15 protein-coding genes are annotated in these 18,421 nt (G+C 72.2%); 10 read left to right on the forward strand and 5 right to left on the reverse strand.

The genetic code is table 11. The annotated features are described in order from the left end of the window. Positions 1 to 22: 22 nt before the first annotated feature. The 3 genes from ADL29_RS25295 to ADL29_RS25305 all read right to left on the reverse strand — a co-directional run bounded on the left by ADL29_RS25295 (position 23) and on the right by ADL29_RS25305 (position 4,769). The gene (locus tag ADL29_RS25295; protein WP_053925897.1) at positions 23 to 1,327 is read right to left on the reverse strand and encodes an MFS transporter; all 1,305 of its coding nucleotides are present in this window, start codon (positions 1,325 to 1,327) and stop codon (positions 23 to 25) included. Then, positions 1,324 to 2,505 carry a PLP-dependent cysteine synthase family protein gene (locus ADL29_RS25300; protein WP_078971274.1) on the reverse strand — a complete coding sequence of 394 codons (1,182 nt, stop codon included), beginning with the start codon at positions 2,503 to 2,505 and terminating at the stop codon, positions 1,324 to 1,326. The genes ADL29_RS25295 and ADL29_RS25300 overlap by 4 nt, the downstream gene beginning before the upstream one ends. A 1,775-nt stretch (positions 2,506 to 4,280) precedes the next feature. Further along, entirely contained in the window at positions 4,281 to 4,769 is a 489-nt protein-coding gene (locus ADL29_RS25305) for an ATP-binding protein (protein WP_053925898.1), read from the reverse strand. A gap of 247 nt (positions 4,770 to 5,016) precedes the next feature. Here ADL29_RS25305 and ADL29_RS25310 point away from each other — a divergent pair, with 247 nt between their 5' ends. From ADL29_RS25310 to ADL29_RS25350, 9 genes are all read left to right on the forward strand, one after another. Further along, the gene (locus ADL29_RS25310) at positions 5,017 to 5,898 is read left to right on the forward strand and encodes a hypothetical protein (RefSeq protein WP_053925899.1); all 882 of its coding nucleotides are present in this window, start codon (positions 5,017 to 5,019) and stop codon (positions 5,896 to 5,898) included. Positions 5,899 to 6,019: 121 nt separating this feature from the next. Continuing rightward, complete coding sequence (locus tag ADL29_RS25315) at positions 6,020 to 6,778, forward strand: YcnI family copper-binding membrane protein (protein ID WP_053925900.1); 759 nt, start codon at positions 6,020 to 6,022, stop codon at positions 6,776 to 6,778. 74 nt (positions 6,779 to 6,852) lie between these two features. Further along, on the forward strand, positions 6,853 to 7,494 hold the full coding sequence (locus ADL29_RS25320) for an SCO family protein (RefSeq protein WP_053925901.1): 642 nt from the start codon (positions 6,853 to 6,855) through the stop codon (positions 7,492 to 7,494). After that, positions 7,491 to 7,970: a copper chaperone PCu(A)C gene (locus ADL29_RS25325; protein ID WP_053925902.1), complete on the forward strand. Its 480-nt coding sequence runs from the start codon at positions 7,491 to 7,493 to the stop codon at positions 7,968 to 7,970. Before ADL29_RS25320 ends, ADL29_RS25325 begins: the two co-directional genes overlap by 4 nt. A gap of 52 nt (positions 7,971 to 8,022) precedes the next feature. Beyond that, positions 8,023 to 10,008: a copper resistance CopC/CopD family protein gene (locus ADL29_RS25330; protein WP_053925903.1), complete on the forward strand. Its 1,986-nt coding sequence runs from the start codon at positions 8,023 to 8,025 to the stop codon at positions 10,006 to 10,008. Beyond that, a complete protein-coding gene (gene efeB, locus ADL29_RS25335) occupies positions 10,008 to 11,315 on the forward strand; it encodes an iron uptake transporter deferrochelatase/peroxidase subunit (protein WP_078971275.1) in 1,308 nt (435 codons plus the stop codon). The genes ADL29_RS25330 and efeB overlap by 1 nt, the downstream gene beginning before the upstream one ends. Positions 11,316 to 11,445: 130 nt before the next feature. Next, on the forward strand, positions 11,446 to 12,372 hold the full coding sequence (gene pheA / locus ADL29_RS25340; RefSeq protein ID WP_053925904.1) for a prephenate dehydratase: 927 nt from the start codon (positions 11,446 to 11,448) through the stop codon (positions 12,370 to 12,372). Positions 12,373 to 12,916: 544 nt separating this feature from the next. Next, a complete protein-coding gene (serS, locus tag ADL29_RS25345; RefSeq protein ID WP_046926992.1) occupies positions 12,917 to 14,206 on the forward strand; it encodes a serine--tRNA ligase in 1,290 nt (429 codons plus the stop codon). Then, positions 14,203 to 15,015, forward strand: coding sequence for an HAD family hydrolase (locus tag ADL29_RS25350; RefSeq protein WP_046926993.1), 813 nt, complete (start codon positions 14,203 to 14,205; stop codon positions 15,013 to 15,015). The genes serS and ADL29_RS25350 overlap by 4 nt, the downstream gene beginning before the upstream one ends. On the opposite strand, the gene ADL29_RS25355 is transcribed toward ADL29_RS25350, so the two are convergent. Beyond that, positions 15,003 to 15,779, reverse strand: a complete 777-nt coding sequence (locus ADL29_RS25355; RefSeq protein ID WP_053925905.1) for a rhomboid-like protein — start codon at positions 15,777 to 15,779, stop codon at positions 15,003 to 15,005. The genes ADL29_RS25350 and ADL29_RS25355 overlap by 13 nt on opposite strands. Further along, a complete protein-coding gene (locus ADL29_RS25360) occupies positions 15,776 to 16,840 on the reverse strand; it encodes an Lrp/AsnC family transcriptional regulator (protein ID WP_053925906.1) in 1,065 nt (354 codons plus the stop codon). Before ADL29_RS25360 ends, ADL29_RS25355 begins: the two co-directional genes overlap by 4 nt. Positions 16,841 to 16,952: 112 nt before the next feature. Here ADL29_RS25360 and ADL29_RS25365 point away from each other — a divergent pair. Next, on the forward strand, positions 16,953 to 18,421 hold a 1,469-nt coding region (locus tag ADL29_RS25365; RefSeq protein ID WP_053925907.1), incomplete at its 3' end, for an MFS transporter.

Consider the following 18,421-nt stretch of genomic DNA (forward strand, 5'->3'; position numbering starts at 1 on the left):
CCGTCCGGCTGGACCGGCCCCGTCAGACCGTCACGGGGCCCGGCTGCGCCTTGGCCGCGGTCGGCTTCAGGCGGCCGGTGCGGTGCAGCCCGTACAGCGCGGCGGCGCAGGCGAGGCCGAGCGCGAGCAGGGCGATCCACGGGAGCGCGGAGACGCCCGCCGCCCGGGAGGCGTCCAGAGCGGCGCCGGTCAGCAGGTTGCCGACCGTGATGCCGACGCCGCAGATGGTGTTGTAGAGCCCGTAGTGCGTGGCGACCAGGCGGTCACCGGAGAGCCGGACGATGGTGTCCATCTCGAAGGGGTAGGCGATCATCGTGCCCAGCGCCAGCAGCAGCGCGGACAGCGCGGGCGGCACGGCGGCGAGCAGCCACCGCCCCACTCCGCCGCCCGGTACGGGCAAGGCCGTGGCGATCAGCAGCGGTACGAACGCCGCCCCCATGGTCAGCAGCCCCAGCGCCGGCGCCCGGCCCGGCTCCCTGCGCGCCTTGCACCAGGCGGTCACCTTCGTCTGCCAGAGGATGGTGCTCAGGCCCGAGACGGCGAAGAGCACCGCCACCGCCGCCGTGCCGGAGGTGCCTTCGCCACCGAGACGCCGCACCTCCAGGGGCAGGGCCAGGTAGACCTGGAAGGACAGGACGTACGAGCCGATCATGGCCGCCGAGAAGAGCAGGAACGGCGGATTGGCCACGACGCTGCGCCACTGGGACAGCACGCTCTCCCGCCCGCCGTCCTGGCCCTGCTCCGCTCCGTCGGCGCGGCGGGCGGGCAGGGCCCGGATCTGCACGATGCTCAGCAGCGCGAAGACGCCGGCCGCCACAAGGCAGGTGATGCGGAAGTCGACGCCGGTCAGCACCATGCCCACCAGCGGGCCGAGCAGGATCCCGGCCTGGTAGAAGACGTTGAACAGGGCAAACGCCTCCACTCGCCGCTCCCCGGCGTCCGCGGCCAGGTAGGCCCGGACCGCCGGGTTGAACAGCGCCCCGGCCAGCCCGGTCGCGGCCGACGCGGCCAGCAGGGCGGGCAGGGAGTCCACCAGCCCGAGGGTGGCGAAGCCGACGATGCGCAGCATCAGGCCGGCGATGATCATCGGCTTGTAGCCGAGCCGGTCCGCCAGGGTTCCGCCGACCAGGAACATGCCCTGCTGGCTGAAGTTCCGTACGCCGAGCACGAGTCCGACGGTCCAGCCCGCCAGCCCGAGCGTCCCGGACAGATGCGCGGCCAGATAGGGCATCAGCATGTAGAAGCCGAGGTTGATGGTGAACTGATTCACCATCAGTAGCTGGACGCTGCGCGGATAGGAGCGCACCTGCCGCAAGGTTCCCTTCATCGCCCCTCACCCTCCTCCGCGTCGGCGAGGGAGAGCGGATCGACCACGTCGGCGCACCGGGTCCAGTGGGTGACCTCCTTCTCGTCCAGGCGGCCGATCACCTGCGGTTCGGGGTCCGGTGGGGAGTCGAGCAGGCCGCGGGCGGCGCAGTAGTCGTCGTCGTAGACCGTGCCGAGGTACCGCTGCGGGCCGTCGGGGAAGATCGCCGCGATACGGGCGTCCGCCGGCATCGTGCGCGCCAGCCATCCGGCGACCAGGGCGACCGCCCCGACGCTCCAGCCGCCGGTGGCGTAGTGGGAGGTGGCCAGCTGCCGGCACGTCCACACCGCCTCGGCCGGGTTGACCCAGTGCACCTCGCTGAAGTTGCCGTAGGCGACGTTGCGGGGATAGATGCTCGACCCCAGGCCCCGCATGAGCCGGGTGCGGGCGGGCTGCCCGAAGATCGTCGAGCCGATGGTGTCGACGCCGACCAGCTTCAGCCCGGGGTAGTGGTGCTGCAGGACGCGGGAGACGCCGGCGGAGTGCCCGCCCGTACCCACGCTGCACACCAGTACGTCGATATGGCCGAGCTCGCTCGCCAGCTCCAGCGCGAGCGGGGTGTATGCGGTGGTGTTGTCGGGGTTGTTGTACTGGTCCGGGCACCAGGAACCGGGGTGACGCTCCATCAGCTGCACCACGCGGTCGCGGCGGGCCTGCTGCCAGCCGCCGGTGGGGTGGGGCTCGGAGACGACGTTGACCTCGGCTCCGTACGCGGTCAGCAGCCGTGTCATGGACCGCTCGAGGCCCGGGTCGGTGACCAGCGTGACCGGATGGCCGTAAACCATCCCCGCCAGGGCCAGCCCCAGTCCGAGGGTGCCGCTGGTGGACTCGATGATCCGGGCCCCGGGGCGCAGATCGCCACGGGCCCGGGCCCGCTCGACCATGTGCAGACCCGGGCGGTCCTTGATACCGCCGGGATTGAAGCCCTCCAGCTTGGCCCAGAAGCCGCGGCCCTCGGGGGCCAGGGGCTCGGACACGTGGAGCAGGGGGGTGTTGCCGACCAGCCCGGAAAGGGCGGTACGGGCGGGGGACGCGACGGCGCTCGCGGAGTCGCTCGGGGAACCACCCGGGGAGTTGCTCAGGGAATTGCTCGGGGAGTTGCTCAGGGAATTGCTTCGGGACTTGCTCAAGGAATGCATGGGTCCGCTCTCACTAGGACGACAAAGGACGAAGACGCGTTCAGGGGCTTCCTTGCGCGTGCCGACCGGGCAGGGCGGGTCATCAGGGCGGGTCATGGGGCCCTGGCCTCGGTCCGGTTGGCGACGCGCGGCAGCCGGTTCGGCCGGCTGCACCCGGGCGGTCTAGGTCCGCCAGCGGCAGAGCGCGGTCAGGGTGGCGCGGCCGGAGAGCGCTCTCGTACGAAGCCCTGGCAGGACCGCCGTACCGGCGGCCCCCGCCACCGCGGGCATCGGCGCGGGAACGGCCGGGGCCGCTGCGCCCACGGGCGCGGGCTGCCGGTTTCCGAGTCCGGCGTCATGCCCGAGCGCCGAACAGGATGCACCGACAGCGGACGCATCGGGCGCTTGGGCGAGGGCAGTTGCGGACACCGAAGGGGCAGCGGCGTGAGCATGGCCGGGACCGTGCAGGAGCGGCGCGCAGTCGAAGGCGATCAGCAGCAGGCCGCCCAGCACGAGCGCGAGAAGCCGAGAGTGCCACGGCGGGGCGGGAGAGGTGGGGTGGATACGGGGGCGGAACGGCACAGTTCCTCCGCGGAGCGTCTTCCGGACGGCAGGCCGGAGACGGCGAGCCGAGGGTGGGCGAGATCGCTGGACGGCGCCGGGTGCGACCACCGCGTTCCGTGCCGGAGCACGGTTACGGGAGGTCGGACGCCGGTGACCGGCGCATCGAAGCCCTGGCAGCAGGCGGCTGCCGGCTCGGGAAATCCGGGGAACCCGGGGAATCGAGGGGCTCAGGGAATCCGAGGAAGGCCGGGCGTCGACGGCCGGTGACGAGTCGCCGGATCTAGATCCGCAGCACGGCCGATCCTGTGGGAGCCCTCAGCGCAGGCGCGGCCAATGCCTTGCCGGCCCCGCTCCCGGCACCGAACGGCTGCGCGGCAAGGGCCCGCTCCCCCTCCAGCGGGGAAGCACAGGGAGCTCCCAGCCCGGGGCCCTGCTGCGGCTTACCCGGCAGGCACTCCTCCGCCGCATGGGACGCACCGCCATGTCCCCCGTCGTGGTGAGCAGGCGCCGCCTCTTCATGCTCTTCGTGCGCGAGGCTCGGGGCGGCAGCCGTCGTAGGCGCAGCCGCACTCGCGACGAGATGACCCCTCACGCCCTCGGCGCTCGCACCATGGGCGTACACGAGGCCGAAGAGAACCATGGCCACCCAGAACACCCGCAGCGGACCCGCCGTTGAGCGGACCCGCGACATGCCGGAGGTCGACCAGGCCGTCACCACGCCGTGAGCTTAGCCGGTCCCTGGATCACCACCGGGGCCTCTCGACTCAGTTCCTACGGCGACGTCGTTGGCCATAGGGACCACGACTGTCGTGGGCGCGCCATTCTTCGTCGTGGATGTCCCGGTCCCCGCTCTGCTGTTTTCCTCCGGGTGTGGCGATCTGCTCACCTCGGCCGACTTGCTTGCGTAACGAGGCGTGCGGGTCGGGCCGCTCATCGGCGTAGCGCTCCCGCTCTCGCTCGGGCAGAGCTCCGGGGGCAGGCGGCTTGAGTGCAATCCGCTTCACCTTGGGACGGTCCCGTGCAGAGTCATGCGCCCCGCCCTCAGTGCCATCCGGCTGCGGCAATGACGTACTGCTCATCTGTTGGCCCCCGCCTCGTCGAGTCGTCTCAACGCCCGGAAGAGTCCTACCCGGAGCAGCCGTAATGAAGCGGATTTCGTTGACGTTGCGGCGTACGGACACGCACCCGAGGCCCACTCGTGATGTGTACTCGTGAGGCCCGCTGTGAACCCCTCACGACGCCATCGGCAGCGCCGCGCCCTCCCGCCACTTGAGGATCTTGTCGAAGCTGACCACGGCGCCGCGTCTGCCGGTGCGGTTGCGGTAGCGGACGTGGTCGGTGAGGGCCTCGATCAGGAAGAGGCCCCGGCCGTCCTCGGCGTCCGCGGGGGCCTGCGCGAGGGTGGGTACGGGGGCGGGGGCGGGGGTGCGGTCCGTCGGGGAGCGGTCCGGGGGCTGTGCGGGGCGGAAGCCGGGGCCGGAGTCGGTGACCTCGATGCGACAGGTGTCGCCGTCGATGAAGGCGGTGACGCGGTAGTCCCCGTCGGCGGCGTCGCCGCCGTGTTCCACGGCGTTGGCGCAGGCCTCGGAGAGGGCGACGGACAGGTCGTAGCAGATGTCCGGATCGACGCCCGCGGTCTCCATCGTGCCCAGCAGCAGACGGCGGGCGAGCGGCACGCTCGCGGCCTCGCGTCGCAGTTGGAGGGACCACCAGATGCTCATCGCTCCAGCCTCCTGGCCACCGCTAGACATACCGTTACCTATTGCCGCACCCCAAGGTCCGTAAGCCTGCCCGGGACGTGACGCCGCTCATTCGGCGGAGGCGGGCAACGAGCGCACGGGTGGGGGCGTACCGACCCCCGCGCGCCCCTGCGCGCCCCGGCGGGCCCCGGTTCCGCCCCCTTGGCGCGGAACCGGGCGCCGCCCTGCCGTGGGCGGCCGGTGCGGGCAGTGGGATGATGTCGCCGCCATGTCTGCCCCGCACGCCCCCACCACGCGCGCAGCCGCCGATCTGCGGCTGCTGAGGGCCGCGGTCTTCACCGCGGTCTGTGTCGTGCTGTCCGCGGCCGGGCACATGATGGCCTCATTCGCCGCCGTCCCGCTGTGGACGCTGGGCGTCGCCTGCGCCGCCGTGTTCGCCGTCGCGGCCCCGCTGGCCGGGCGGGAACGCTCGCTGCCGGGGATCGCCGCCGGGCTCGCGGTGGGCCAGCTCGCGCTGCACGCCGTGTTCGCGCTGGGCCAGCACCCGATGGCGATGCCCGCCGCAGGCACGGCCGGTGGCGCGGGCGGGCTCCGGGGGCTGTCCGATCAGGCGGCGGTCGCCATCGCCCGGCATCTCAGCTGCGGGCTGGGGACCGGCCGGCTGGGCGGCGCGGAGGCGCGGCGGATTCTGGGGTCGGGCGGCTTCGACACGGCGGTGGCGGGCGGGATGGGCGCGCCCGGCGGGTCCGGCGGCGCGGCCGTCGGCCCGCTGATGCCGCACGCCGCCCCGCCGGACTCCGTCATGTCGGCCTGTCTGCTGCCGTCGCTGCCCATGGTGCTCGGTCATCTGCTCGCGGCGCTCGCCGTCGGGTGGCTGCTGCGGCGTGGTGAGGCGGCGCTGTGGCGCCTGGTGCGGCTGTCGGCCCCGGCGGCGCGTGAGGTCGCGGCACAGGCGCTGGTCGGTGCCCTGCGCTGGGTGCTTGCGCTCGTCCGCGCCCTGCTCGCCGGGCCCCGCGCGGCGCACGACACCACGCGGCGCGCCCCCGTTTCGTACGGGGATGACAAACCCGGTCCGCAGGAGCTCGCGCTCCACCACAGTGTCGTCCGGCGGGGACCGCCCGCCCCTGCCACCGTCACCCTCGCGGCCTGACGTACGCGAAGCACGCTCCCACAGGACGGGTACGGGCTCTCGCGCCGTCGCCGCACGCGCCGCCCGAGTACCCGTTCACCGCACTTGCCTGTGCACTTTCCTTCCCGTGGAGTGTCCCCGTATGTCGAAGATTTCAAAGATGCCGAAGATGTCGAAGATCTCGCGTCTGTCCGTCGTGGGCGGCGTCGCCGCGGGCAGCGTGCTGCTGCTCGCCGGTCCGGCCTTCGCGCACGTCAGCGTGCAGCCCGGCACCGCCGAGAAGGGCAGCTTCGCCACCGTCGAATTCAAGGTCCCCAACGAGCGCGACGACGCCTCGACGGTGAAGGTCGAGGTCACCATGCCCACCGATCACCCGCTGGCGTCCGTGATGCCGGAGGCGGTGCCCGGCTGGCAGGTCGAGGTCAAGAAGGCCAAGCTCGCCAAGCCGATCGAGATGGAGGGCGAGAAGATCACCGAGGCGCCCACCAAGATCACCTGGACCGCGGACGGCAAGGGCGTCGCGCCCGGCCAGTTCCAGCGTTTCCCGGTCTCCGTCGGGCAGCTTCCGAAGGACGCCGACCAGCTCGTCTTCAAGGCCCTGCAGACGTACGACGACAAGGAGGTCGTGCGCTGGATCGAGCCGACGAAGGAGGGCGCCCCGGAGCCGGAGAACCCGGCGCCGGTGCTCGAGCTGACGGCGGCGACCGGTGACGGCCACCACGGCGGGGCGACCGGGGCGGCGAACAAGAACGGCGCCGCGGACAAGACCGGGGACGACGCCATGGCCAAGCCCGCGGGCAGCAGCGACACCACGGCGCGGGTGCTGGCCGTCGTCGGCATCGCCGCGGGCCTGGTGGGAACCGGCTACGCCCTGCTCGTCGGCCGCCGCCGCAACGCCTGATGACCGACCGGGCCGGCGCGTGGCCTTCTCTCCCCGCACCGGCCCCGGCACCTACCCCCTTTGCAGAAGGACCCATGCGCAGAACGACCCTGTTCGCGTCCGCCCTCGCGGCGGCCGCGGCCCTCTCCCTGACCGCCTGCGACAACAACGACGGCAAGCCCGCCGCCGATGTCTCCGGCTCCACCTCCAAGCCGATCGTCACGCTCGACAAGCCGATCGAGAAGCCCGACCTCACCCTGACCGACACCGACGGCAAGAAGTACGACCTGCTGGAGAAGACCAAGGGCCACCCGACCCTGATCTACTTCGGCTACACCAACTGCCCGGACGTGTGCCCGCTGACGATGGCCAACCTGGCCGTCGCGGTCAAGCCGCTGTCGAAGGCCGAGCAGAAGGATCTGCGGGTGGTGTTCGTGACGTCCGACCCGGAGCGCGACACCCCCGCCGCCCTCAAGAAGTGGCTCGGCGGCATCAACAAGAACTTCATCGGCCTGACCGGGAAGTTCTCCGCCATCCAGGACGGTGCGCGCAGCGTGAACATCGGCATCGAGAAGCCGGTCAAGAAGAAGAACGGCGATGTCGTCTCCACGCACGGCGCGCAGGTACTGCTGACCTCCCCCAAGGACGACAAGATCCACTGGATGGGCATGCAGGAGGCGACCTCCGACAACTACACCAAGGCACTTCCGAAGATCATCAAGGGGCAGAACCCGTGAACCGCCGCACCACCCGTACCACCCGCCCCAGCCTTCGGACCGCCCTCGCCGCCGTCCTCGCGCTCGGCGCCGGCCTCGCCCTGACGGGCTGCGGTCCCGAGGACAGCGCACCGCAGCTCAAGGTCGCCGACCCGTACATGCCGCAGCCGGTCACCCAGAGCATGGCCGGGGCGTTCTTCGTCATCAAGAACACCGGTGGCACCGCGGACAAGCTGACCTCGGTCACCAGCGACCTGTCCAAGGACATCACGATCCACAAGACGGTCGGCACGAAGATGGAGCAGGTCAAGTCCCTGGACGTGCCCGCGAACGGCGAGCTCCGGCTCAGCCGCGGCGGCAACCACCTGATGTTCATGGGCCTGAAGAACAAGCCGGCCGAGGGCGACAAGGTCTCCATCGAGCTGCACTTCGCCACCTCGGACCCGATCAAGGTCGATGTCCCGGTGAAGGCCGGCGACTACGTACCGAAGAAGTAGCCCGAAGTAGTAGCCCGAGGACGTAGTCCGAAGACGTAGAGGAGCGATCACCATGGCCTTGGCCATCACCGGCTCCGCGCGGCGACGGAGCACCGGAGGCGCCGCGCTGCGCCTGCTGGCCGTCGTCGCCGCGCTGCTGGGCGCGCTGCTCGGCGGCGCCGCCCCGGCCTCCGCGCATGCCGCGCTGACCGGCAGCGACCCCGCGCAGGGGTCGGTGGTGGACAGCGCCCCCGAGCAGGTCTCGCTGACCTTCTCCGAGGGCGTGGCCATGGGCAACGACTCCCTCCGCGTCCTCGACCCGAAGGGCAAGCGGGTGGACCGCGGCAAGCTGCGCAATCTGTGCAGCGGCAGCGTCGTCAAGTACGGGGCGGGGCTGCCGCCGGGGCTCCCCGACGGTACGTACACCGTCGCCTGGCAGGCGGTCTCCGCCGACAGCCACCCGGTCTCCGGCGCCTTCACCTTCTCCATGGGTGCACCCTCCAAGACCACCGCCGCCGTCCCCCAACAGGAGGCGGGCGGCGGCCTGGTGGGCGCGCTCTACGGCATTGCCCGCTATCTCGCCTATGCCGGATTCGTGCTGCTGGCCGGTGGCGCGGCCTTCGTCGTCGCCTGCCGGCCGGCCGCCGCGCTCGTGCGGTCCGTACAGCGGCTGGTCGTGTACGGCTGGGCCGTGCTGACCGGCACCACCATCGCGATGCTGCTGCTGCGCGCCCCGTACACCGGGTCCGGCAGGCTCGCCGACGTCTTCGACTTCGGCGGTCTCCAGCAGGTGCTGCTCACCAAGCCGGGCGCGGCGCTGGTCTCCCGGCTGCTGCTGCTCGCGGCCGCGGCGCTGTTCATCGCGGTGCTGTTCGGGGCGTACGCGCGGGCCCAGGAGGCGGGGGACGGCGATCCCGCCGAGGACGCGCGGCGGCGCAAGGACCTGGCGCTCGGGCTCGGCGTCGGCGGGGTGATCGTCGCCGCCGGGCTCGCCGCCACCTGGGCGATGGCCGAGCACGCCTCGACCGGACTGCAGACCGCGGTCGCGATGCCGGTCGATGTGCTGCATCTGCTCGCCGTCGCCGCCTGGCTCGGCGGGCTGGCGGCCCTGGTCGTGTCCCTCTACTGGGGACCGGCCGTCGAACGGTCCGCCGTCCGCCGCTTCTCGCGGATCGCCTTCGGCTCGGTGCTGGTCCTGGTCGTCACCGGGCTCTACCAGTCCTGGCGTCAGGTCGGCACCTTGCGGGCGCTGACCGACACCTCCTACGGACGGCTGCTGCTGCTCAAGGCGGGGCTGGTGGTGGTGCTCGTCGGAATCGGGTGGGTGTCGCGGCGGTGGACCGGGCGGCTGGGGGAGGCCGCGGAGGTCACGCAGGCCGCCCCGGTCGATACGGACGCCGATCCGGACGGGGATGCCGATGCGGATGCCGATACCGATCCGGGTGATGTTTCACGTGAAACAGCCGGCCCCGCCCCCGACCCCGCCCGCGCCGCCCAACTCGCCCGCCAGCAGGTCGCGTTGCGCACCGCCCGCACCAAGCGCATCCGGGACGCCGACCCGGAGCGGCTGGGGCTGCGGCGGTCCGTACTGGCCGAGACATCGGTCGCCGTCGTCCTGCTCGCGGTGACCACCGTGCTGACCGCCACCGAACCGGCCCGCACGGAGGAGGCGGTCAAGGCCACCGGCGCCGCCGGGCGGTCCGCAGCGGCCAACCAGCCGCAGGTCCTGACCATCCCCTTCGACACCGGCGGCCCGCACGGCAAGGGCACCGCCCGCATCGACCTCGACCCGGGGCGCAGCGGCAGCGGCAATACGCTCCGGCTGCGGATCTCGGACCCGTCGGGCAGGACCCGGGATGTCCCCGAGGTGAAGATCTCCTTCACCCTCAAGGACAAGAAGCTGGGGCCGCTCCCGGTCGCCCCCAAACACTTCGGCAAGGGCCACTGGAGCGCGGACGGCGTCCAGTTGCCGGTCCCCGGGCGGTGGCGGCTGTCGCTGCTCGTACGGACCTCCGACATCGACCAGGTGACCGAGTTCAGGAACGTGAAGATCGGCTGATGAGCATGCAGACGTCGCAGAAGCGGACGCCGGACCCACAGGCGCCAGAACCGCAGGCGCCGGCCGGGCAGGTCCCCTTGGAACTCTCCCGCCGCCGCCTGCTGGGCACCGTCGGCGCGGCGGGCGCGGCCGGACTCGTCGCCGGCGGAGCGGGCGGCGCCATCGGGGCCGCCGCCACCCATGACAGCGCTCCCCGGGCCCTCACCACCATCGGCTCGACCAAGGTCGCATTCCGCCCGGCGCGGGACCGGCACCAGGCCGGGATCACCACCCCGCTGCAGGCCAGCGGCCATCTCGTCGCCTTCGACCTGGCGCCGGGCAGCGGGCGCAAGGAGGCGGCCGCACTGCTGCGCCGCTGGTCGCGGACGGCCGAGGAGCTGATGGCCGGGCGGCGGCCGGACGCCGACACCGGGGTGGCACTGGATGCGGGACCGTCGTCGCTGACCGTCACCTTCGGCCTCGGCCACAGCTTCTTCGGCCGTACCGGCCTGACCAAGCGCCGCCCCGTCCAGCTCGACCCGCTGCCCGACTTCTCCGCGGACGCGCTGGACCCGAAGCGCAGCAACGGCGATCTGTGGATCCAGATCGGCGCCGATGACGCGCTGGTCGCCTTCCATGCGCTGCGGGCGCTCCAGAAGGACGCCGGCACCGCCGCGCGGCTGCGCTGGCAGATGAACGGCTTCAACCGCACCCCGGGCGCCACCGCACACCCGATGACCAGCCGCAATCTCATGGGCCAGGTCGACGGCACCAACAACCCCAAGCCCTCGGACCCGGACTTCGACGAGCGGATCTTCGTGGGACGGGACGCCGACCAGGAGTGGATGCGCGGCGGCTCGTACGCCGTGGTCCGGCGGATCCGGATGCTGCTCGACGAGTGGGAGAAGCGCTCGCTGCACGAGCAGGAGAAGGTCATAGGGCGGCGGAAGGCCAACGGCGCGCCGCTGACCGGCGGTTCGGAGACCACGCCGATGCGGCTGGACGCCAACGGCGCCGACGGGCTGCCCGTCATCCCCGCCAATGCGCACGCCCGGGTCGCGGCGCCGGAGTCCAACCAGGGCGCGGCGATGCTGCGCCGCCCGTTCTCCTTCCATGACGGGTTCCGCGAGGACGGGGCCCCGGACGCGGGACTGCTCTTCGTCTGCTGGCAGGCCGATCCGCTGCGCGCCTTCACCCAGATCCAGCGCAAGCTGGACCGCGGGGACGCGCTGTCGGCGTTCCTGCGGCACGAGGCGAGCGGGCTGTATGCGGTGCCGCCCGCGGCCGAGGCCGGTGACTACGTGGGCCGGCCGCTGCTGGAGGGCTGAGCCGGGGCGGGCCCGGAGGCCCGCCCGGTGATCCGTGAAACCGCCCGCTGGGCCCCGTACGGGCTCGGTATCGTGGCAGACAGAGAGAGATCGGCGGGGCGCCCCCGCGATGACGCGAGGAGTCCGTTGCATGTCGGCCAGTCGCTACACCTATCTCGGGCCCGCGGGCACGTTCACCGAGGCCGCCCTGCGCACGCTCCCGGAGGCCGCGACGCGCGAGCTGGTGCCGATGGTGTCGGTGCCCGCCGCCCTGGACGCGGTGCGCGGCGGTGAGGCGGCCGCGGCGCTGGTGCCGATCGAGAACTCCGTCGAGGGCGGGGTGACCACCACGCTCGACGAGCTGGCCGCCGGCGAACCGCTGATGATCTACCGCGAGGTGCTGCTGCCGATCTCCTTCGCGCTGCTGGTGCGCCCCGGTACGGCGCTGACCGATGTGAAGACGGTGACCGGGCACCCGGTCGCCCAGCCGCAGGTCCGCAAGTGGCTGGCGGACCGACTGCCGGAATCCGTATGGGAGTCGGCGGCCTCCAACGCCGACGGCGCACGGCTGGTGCAGGAGGGGCGGTACGACGGCGCGTTCGCGGGCGAGTTCGCGGCGGCGACGTACGGGCTCGAGCCGCTGGTCACCGGCATCCACGACGCGCAGAACGCCGCCACCCGCTTCGTCCTGGTCGGCCGTCCGGCCCGGCCCGCGGCACCCACCGGCGCGGACAAGACCTCGGTGGTGCTGTGGCTGGCCGAGGACCACCCCGGTGCGCTGCTGGAACTGCTCCAGGAGTACGCGGTGCGCGGCGTCAGCATGATGCGGATCGAGTCCCGGCCGACCGGCGAGGGCATCGGCCGCTACTGCTTCTCGGTGGACTGCGAGGGCCATATCGCCGACCGCCGGGTCGGCGATGTCCTGATGGGGCTCAGGCGGGTCTGCCGCGATGTGCGGTTCCTCGGCTCCTATCCGCGGGCGGACGCCGGCGCGCCGAGCGTACGGCCGACGATGACGGACTCTGCATTCACCGAGGCGTCGGACTGGCTGGCGCGCTGCCTGGACGGGCGCAGCTGAAGATCCGGAGTTCCGCCCTCCGGAACTCCGTCCTCCCGTCGCAACTCCGCTGAACAGCCGGTTTTCCACTGTCCACAAAGTTATCCACAGGGTCGGTTCTCGACCTGTGGGTAAGTCGACACGGAACGCCGCGCGATTCGGGCAGAGTCGACAAATCCCTCTACCGATCTCACGGCATTCCACAGCGCTCCACACCCCGGCACAGCACCCCAACTCCGGCCGCGTCAGCACAATTCGCGAGATCAATCCTTTAGAGCGAGGCAATCCCACACGAAAGAGCGTGAGAAGCGGGTTTGGATGAAGAATCCATAGCCGAACATTCCGGGACCGGAATGATCACCTCCGACTTCCACAGATCTCACACACAGCCTGTGGATAAAGGCCTTCGAGCCCCCAGCCCCTGTGGACAAACGCAATGGGAAGTAATTGCGCGAGGGTCCCGGGTGCACATTCCGGCATGGAATAAACAACCCAAAACGGACAAATTGCAACACGGATCAATATCACGTCGAGGCGCCGGGCAGAGCCCCGGTAGCCTGGTGGGGTGATTGACCTTCGCCTGCTCCGTGAGGACCCCGACCGTGTGCGCGCGTCCCAGCGCGCCCGTGGAGAGGACGTCGCCCTTGTCGACGCGCTTCTCTCCGCCGACGAGCGGCGCAGGTCGTCCGGCGTCCGCTTCGACGAGCTGCGCGCCGAGCAGAAGGCGCTCGGCAAGCTCATCCCCAAGGCCACCGGCGACGAAAAGGCCGTGCTGCTGAAGAAGGCCGGCGAGCTGGCCGCCGCCGTCAAGGCCGCCGACGCCGCGCAGGACGAGGCCAAGGAAGAGACCCAGCAGCTGCTGCGCAAGCTCGGCAACCTCGTCCACCCGGACGTCCCCGTGGGCGGCGAGGAGGACTTCGCGGTCCTCGAGACCCACGGCACCATCCGCGACTTCGCCGCCGAGGGCTTCGAGCCCAAGGACCACCTGGAGATCGGCGAGCTGCTCGGCGCGATCGACGTCGAGCGCGGCGCCAAGGTCTCCGGCTCGCGCTTCTACTACCTGACGGGCATCGGCGCGCTGCTGGAGCTCGCGCTGGTCAACGCCGCCATCGCGCAGGCCACCGAGGCCGGTTTCGTACCGATGCTCACCCCGGCACTGGTGCGTCCCCAGGCCATGGAGGGCACCGGCTTCCTCGGCCAGGCCGCCGAGAACGTCTACCACCTGGAGAAGGACGACTACTACCTGGTCGGCACCTCCGAGGTCCCGCTCGCCGGCTACCACATGGACGAGATCCTCGACGCCGCCAAGCTCCCGCTGCGCTACGCCGGCTTCTCGCCGTGCTTCCGCCGCGAGGCCGGTACGTACGGCAAGGACACCCGCGGCATCTTCCGGGTCCACCAGTTCGACAAGGTGGAGATGTTCTCCTACGTCGCCCCGGAGGACGCCCAGGCCGAGCACCAGCGGCTGCTGGACTGGGAGAAGCAGTGGCTGAACTCCCTGGAGCTGCCGTTCCAGGTGATCGATGTCGCCACCGGTGACCTCGGCGCCTCGGCCTCCCGCAAGTTCGACTGCGAGGCGTGGATCCCGACCCAGGGCAAGTACCGCGAGCTGACCTCCGCCTCCAACTGCGACGAGTTCCAGGCGCGGCGGCTGTCGATCCGGGTGCGCGACACCGAGGACGGCAAGTCGAAGGTGCGGCCGCTGGCAACGCTGAACGGCACGCTGTGCGCCGTACCGCGCACCATCGTGGCGATCTTCGAGAACCACCAGCAGCCGGACGGTTCGGTCCGTGTCCCCGAGGTGCTCCGCCCCTACCTGGGCGGCCGCGAGTTCCTCGAGCCCGTCGCCCGGTGAGCGCGCCTGCTCCGTCCTACAAGCTCATCGCGACGGATCTCGACGGGACGCTGCTGCGCCACGACGGATCCGTCTCCGAGCGCACCCGTGCGGCGCTCGCCGCGGCCACCGCGGCGGGCGCGGCGCATATCGTCGTCACCGGCCGCTCGGTGCCCTGGACCCGGCACATCCTCGACGCCCTGGACTACCAGGGGCTCGCGGTGTGCGGGCAGGGCGCGCAGCTCTACCACGCCGGCGAACACCGGCTGCTGACGTCCGTGACGCTCGACCGGCAGCTGGCCGGCCTGGCACTGTCCAAGATCGAGGCGGAGACCGGTCCGCTGCATCTGGCGGCCAGCCGGGACGGCCTGGAGGGCGAAGTGCTGGTCGGCCCCGGCTACCGCGTCCAGGAAGGCCCGCTGCCCAACGTCATGATCGACGAGCCGGCCGAGCTGTGGACGGCCCCGCTCAACAAGGTCTACATCCAGCACCCCACCCTCGACGACGACTCCCTGGCACGGATCGCCCGCGCCGCCGCCGGGGACCTGGTGGGCGTGATGGTCTCCGGGCACGGCATCGTCGAACTGCTGCCGCTGGGCCTGACCAAGGCCACCGGCCTGTCCCTGGCCGCCCGCCGCCTGGGCGCCAAGGCCGCCGACACCCTCGCCTTCGGCGATATGCCCAACGACATAGCGATGTTCGCCTGGTCCGCGCGCGGTGTGGCGATGGGCAACGCCCATGACGAGCTGAAGGCCGTCGCGGACGAGGTCACCGCCTCCAACGAGGAGGACGGGATCGCGGTCGTGCTGGAGCGGCTCTACCTCTCCTGAGGGCCTTCCCGGGGCATGTCCCGGGGCGCCTCCCGGGGCATCCCCCGGGGGCCGCTCCGGTCGGGGGGCCGGGCCTCGTCCCCGTCCCCGCCGTCCTCGTCCGGCACCGCTCGCCCCGCCGGCGTCAGCGGCCAGGCCACCAGTCCCAGGACCAGGGCGATGGCATGCCCGAAGTCGGTGAAGGTCGCCCCGGTCAGCAGCGGGACGCCGAAGAACAGCAGCACGCCGAGCAGCCAGCCGTAGCACCAGGGCGGCCGCAGCCGGTACGTCAGCACACCGGCGGCGGCCGCCAGCCCGTAGGAGACCCCGATGTCCACGACATGGGTCATCGAGCGCGGCAGCCGGTGGCCCTCGATGGCCAGCAGGACCAGTTCCTGGCTGGCGAGCGTGGCGGCGCAGTGCGCCGCGCCGACGATCAGCAGCCAGCGCCAGGTGCCCAGCCAGCGCTCGACGTTGGCGTGCAGCAGCTCGAACATCGCCACGTACAGCAGGAACGACTCCGGGCGCTCGATCCAGAAGCCGCTGATCAGCAGCGAGGGGAGCGGATGCTCGTTCAGCTCGTGGATGTTGCTGCTGGTGCGGTGGAGGAGGAACTGCTCCAGGCCCTCGGAGGCGGAGGCGATCACCAGGCTGGTGATGCCGATGATCAGCAGCCAGATGTGGGTGCCGGGGGCGCTGCGTACCCAGGCCAGCGCCCAGGCCGCCGACCGGCGGAGCGGCCGGGCGGGCCACCGCGGACGTCGTCCGGGAAGCACGGGCTTCATCGGCGCCGCCTTGCCGCGGCCGGTCCGGCGGCCGGAAACGGCCCCGCGCCCTTGATGCCCCGCAGCCGCGGCGCGCTCTCCATCGTCCGTACGCCGGGCAGCGCCGCGACCCGCGTCGTCAGATACGTGTAGAGCGCGCCCACGTCCTCGCACAGCACGGACGCGAAGAGATTGTGCGGCCCGGTGGTGGCGCAGGCGAAGGCGACCTCCGGGTGGGCCGCCAACGCCTCGCCGGTGGCGGCCAGTTCGGCGGGACCGACCGACAGCCACAGGGCGACCATCACGCCGTACCCGAAGAGCCGCAGGTCGTAGTCGACGTCGTAGTACAGGACGCCGTCCGCGCGCAGTTCGGCGAGGCGGCGGCGGACGGTGGTGGGCGACCAGCCGGTGGCGGCGGCCAGTTCGGCCAGAGGGGCACGGCCGTCGCGGCCGAGCACGTCGAAGAGCCGGCGGTCGGCATCGGTGAGCGCTGCGGGGGCGGCGGCCGGGGCCGGTAACGGGGCCGGTGGTGGCGGGCTCAGCCGGGCGATCTGCTCGTCGCTCAGCGCGCCCGACTTGTTGACCAGGCCCTGCGGGCCGCCGAAGAACTCATGCAGCAGACAGTGCGCGGTGATGCCGACGACGCTGGGCGTCCGGGGCAGCTTCTGCAACAACCGCGGGCCCGTCCCCGCACCAGGTGAGGGAACATCGCTGTGCTCGCTGCTCGCCGTGCGGCAGACGGCGCCGATCTCCGTACCGCCGGACATCAGGCTCACCCAGGCGGTGTCGGACCGGCGCGCCATCGCCTCGGCGACCGGCATCGCGGCATCCGGCGCGCACTGCACCCGTACCAGCCATTCGGCCTCGCCCAGCGCCCGCGCATCGGCCAGCCCCAGCACCCGCAGCGCCCCGGTCCCGCGGTGCCGGGTGTAGCGGCGGGCGACGGTCTGGTCGGAGACGCCGAGCACGGCGGCGATACGGCTGAAGGGTGCCCGGCCGTCCAGCTGGAGGGCGTGGATGAGCTGCCGGTCGAGGGCATCGAACCCGGCGGCGGGACCGACGGCCTTCGTGTCGGTTTTCACCGTTCGAGGCTAGCGCGTGTCGGATTGCGCCGCCGGGAAGGCGGTGGCTGGGAGTACGGGGGCGGCGGACGGAGGGTGGGCCGGTCCCCGTAGCCGTACCGAAGGAATCCTCATGGGCGCGAGCGCCTCGTCCGGACCCCGCACACAGCACAGCGGGAAGTGGTGGCCCCTGGCCGCCATCACCCTCGGCAATTTCCTGCTGCTGATCGACGTCACGATTGTGAACACCGCACTGCCCCGGATAGCCGACGGCCTGGGCGCCTCCTTCACCGCGCAGCAGTGGGTGCTGGACATCTACGCGCTGGCACTGGCCGCGCTGCTGATGGCGGCGGGCTCGGCCGCGGACCTCTTCGGACGGCGCCGGCTGTACACGGCCGGGCTGGCCCTCTTCGCGCTCGCCTCGCTGGCCTGCGGGCTGGCCCCCGGCGCGGACGTCCTGATCGCGGCGCGCGCCGTCCAGGGCATCGGCGCGGCGGCGATGTTCGCCACCAACACCCCGCTGCTGACGGCCGCTTACCAGGGCCGCGACCGCGGTGTGGCGTTCGGCGTCTGGGGCGGTACCAGCGGCGCCGCGGCCGCCATCGGCCCCGTGCTCGGCGGGCTGCTCACCGAATACCTGAACTGGCGGGCGATCTTCCTCGTCAATCTGCCGCTGACCGGCATCGCCGTATACCTGACGGCCCGCCATATCCACGAGTCCCACGGGGACCGCACGGCGCGCATCGACTGGCCGGGTGCCGCGGCCTTCACGGCTGCCGCGGGCGCGCTGACGTACGGGCTGATGCGCGGCGGCGAGCGCGGCTGGACGGAGACCGGGACGCTGGTCACGCTCGCGGGCGCGGCGATGGCCCTGCTCGCGTTCCTCGTCGTCGAGCGGCGGGTCCGGCAGCCCCTGCTGGACCTGCGGCTGCTGCGCCGCCCGTCGTTCGCCGTCCTGATGGCGGCGGCCCTGCTGCTCCAGGCGGCGGCCTTCCCCCATCTGACGTTCGTGGGGCTGTGGGCGCAGAACGTGCTGGGGCTGAACCCGGTGCAGGCGGGGCTGGCGGCGCTGCCGCTGGCGCTGATGTCCCTGCTGGTCGGTGCGCTCGGCGGCCGGCTGCTGCAGCGTCTCGCACCCCAACTCCCGGTCGGTATCGGCCTGTTGCTGGTCGGTGCGGGCGGGCTGCTGCACACCGCGCTGCTCGGTGACGGCGCCGGCTGGGCCACCCTCGTCCCCGGTCTCGCGGTGACCGGACTGGGTGTCGGTGCGGCGATGCCGGTGCTGGTCTCGGCGGCGCTGGGCGCGGCGCCCCCGCAGCGGGCGGGCATGGCGAGCGGCGCGGTGAACACCTTCCGCCAACTGGGCTTCGCCCTCGGCATCACGGTCCTCGGCACGGTCTTCGCGGATGCCCTGCACACTCTCGCCCCCGGCGCCCCGCCGTCGGCCGTCCGGGCCGCCTATGTGTCCGGGCTGACGGACATCACGCTGATCTCCGGGCTGGTGGCGGCCGGCGCCGGGACGCTGGTCCTGACGGTGGTACGGCGGCCGGAGCGGGACGCCGGGGACGGCGACCGGGCCGGGGCGGGTGCGGGGGCGGGGGC

The sequence above is a fragment of the Streptomyces chattanoogensis genome (genome assembly GCF_001294335.1).
Taxonomy (GTDB): Bacteria; Actinomycetota; Actinomycetes; order Streptomycetales; family Streptomycetaceae; genus Streptomyces; species Streptomyces chattanoogensis.

Coding starts and splice junctions, on each gene's coding strand:
- ADL29_RS25295 (WP_053925897.1), bottom strand. CDS start 1,327: ATGAAGGGAACCTTGCGGCAGGTGCGCTCCTATCCGCGCAGCGTCCAG.
- ADL29_RS25300 (WP_078971274.1), bottom strand. CDS start 2,505: ATGCATTCCTTGAGCAAGTCCCGAAGCAATTCCCTGAGCAACTCCCCG.
- ADL29_RS25305 (WP_053925898.1), bottom strand. CDS start 4,769: ATGAGCATCTGGTGGTCCCTCCAACTGCGACGCGAGGCCGCGAGCGTG.
- ADL29_RS25310 (WP_053925899.1), top strand. CDS start 5,017: ATGTCTGCCCCGCACGCCCCCACCACGCGCGCAGCCGCCGATCTGCGG.
- ADL29_RS25315 (WP_053925900.1), top strand. CDS start 6,020: ATGTCGAAGATTTCAAAGATGCCGAAGATGTCGAAGATCTCGCGTCTG.
- ADL29_RS25320 (WP_053925901.1), top strand. CDS start 6,853: ATGCGCAGAACGACCCTGTTCGCGTCCGCCCTCGCGGCGGCCGCGGCC.
- ADL29_RS25330 (WP_053925903.1), top strand. CDS start 8,023: ATGGCCTTGGCCATCACCGGCTCCGCGCGGCGACGGAGCACCGGAGGC.
- efeB (WP_078971275.1), top strand. CDS start 10,008: ATGAGCATGCAGACGTCGCAGAAGCGGACGCCGGACCCACAGGCGCCA.
- pheA (WP_053925904.1), top strand. CDS start 11,446: ATGTCGGCCAGTCGCTACACCTATCTCGGGCCCGCGGGCACGTTCACC.
- ADL29_RS25355 (WP_053925905.1), bottom strand. CDS start 15,779: ATGAAGCCCGTGCTTCCCGGACGACGTCCGCGGTGGCCCGCCCGGCCG.